The sequence below is a fragment of the Streptomyces sp. LS1784 genome (genome assembly GCF_020103755.1).
GTDB lineage: Bacteria > Actinomycetota > Actinomycetes > Streptomycetales > Streptomycetaceae > Kitasatospora.
Window position 1 is genome coordinate 1 of the sequence record NZ_JAHSQD010001006.1, and the last position, 1,637, is coordinate 1,637.

At 74.4% G+C, this 1,637-nt stretch carries 2 protein-coding genes; both read left to right on the top strand.

Annotated features, from left to right (window positions below; all coding sequences use genetic code 11):
* Positions 1-806 (top strand): NmrA family NAD(P)-binding protein (locus KS423_RS45115; protein WP_224285462.1); only part of this gene is annotated, 806 nt, incomplete at its 5' end.
* A 381-nt stretch (positions 807-1,187) separates the two neighbouring features.
* Positions 1,188-1,637: AMP-binding protein (locus tag KS423_RS45120; protein ID WP_224285463.1), on the top strand; the 450-nt coding region annotated here is incomplete at its 3' end.

Here is a 1,637-nt window from a genome sequence, read left to right on the forward strand (position 1 = left end):
CCCTCGGCGCACCGAGCCGCGCCCTCAGCCGCGACCCCGCCCGCCTGGCCGCCGCGCTCGACGAGCGCACGCTCGCCCGCACCGCCACCCTCCCGGCCGACGCCGCCGATCCGGCCTCCCTGCGCGCGGCCTTCCGCGGCGCACACCAGCTCTTCCTCACCATGGCCAACGGCCCGCAGCAGGTCCGGTACGAGCTGAACGCGATCGAGGCGGCGATCGACTGCGGCGTGGAACACATCGTCAAGGTCTCCGCGCCCGCCGCCGAGCCGGACTCCCCCGTCGCCGTCTCCCGCGGCCACCACCTGATCGAGGAACGGCTGCGGTCCTCCGGCATCACCACCACCGTCCTGCGGCCGTACGCGTTCATGCAGAAGCTGCTGCTCCTGGCGCCCGGCATCGCCGCCACCGGGGTGGTGCACGGCGCGCTGGGGCAGGCGCGGTGCAACTACGTGGACGTCCGGGACATCGGGGACGCCGCGGCCGAGGTGCTCACCCGCCCCGAGCTGGCCGGCGGCCGCTACCCGCTCACCGGTGGACGGGCCTACAGCCACCCGGAGCTCACCGCGCTGCTGGGCGAACTGCTCGGCCGGCCGGTCCGCTACCTCGACCTGAGCCCGTCCGAGCTGCACGCCCACCTGGTCGGCCGGGCCGGGATGCCGGACTGGCTGGCCACCCACGTGGTGGAGATCCAGCAACTCGCGGTGGCCCGCAAGGAGACGCCCGACGACACCTTCCTCCGCCTCGCCGGACGCGCTCCGCGCACCCTGGAGGCCTTCCTCGGCGAGAACCTGCACCGGTTCCGCTGACCGGCGGGCAGCACGGCGGGCCGGGCCCGGACCGGCAGGGCCGGCCCGAAGGACCCGGCCCGCCACCCGAAGGGAGCAGCATTCACTGTGTCATGGATCACGATCGAAAAATCGACCTGACGAACCGTCAATTCGACTGACGCGTTGTCACTTCGGGGAAGATAAGCCTCAGTTTGTGAACTGACGTGTCATCAGATTCAGCCATTCCGGAGCCAGTTGGGCCGAGTGTCCGCTCCTGCCCGGTCGCCGCCCCGGGGCTAGCATCGGTCGGGTTGTCCGCTCCGGCCCCGGAGTGGGATCACCCGGTCAGGCGGTGCTCCCACCGCCCCACGGGCCGGGCATCGGTCGGAACGGGGCGAGGACGAGGAGCGCACGGCTGCCATGACAGCTGAACCGAGCCACCCGGAGCAGTACGCCACGCCGCCACAGGAGCCGACGCCGCAGGCCGAGCCCGTGCACGGAGCGCAGGTGGAGCCGGGGCCACCGGCCGACCCGGCGCGCGCCCTGTTCCCCGGCCGCCCGGCGGCCGCCCCGCGCACCCTGGTCGACGTGCTGGACGCCACCGTGCGCGCCCACCCCGACGAGCCCGCCCTGGACGACGGGCAGACCGTGCTCAGCTACCGCGTGCTGGCCGCCGAGGTCGAGCAGCTGCGCCGCCGGCTGGCCGCCGCCGGGATCGGCCCGGGCGACCGGGTCGGCGTGCGCGTGCCCTCGGGCACCAACGACCTGTACGTCTCGATCCTCGCGGTGCTCGCCGCCGGGGCCGCCTACGTCCCGGTGGACGCCGAGGACCCGGACGAGCGCGCCGAGCTGGTCTTCGGCGAGGCCGCC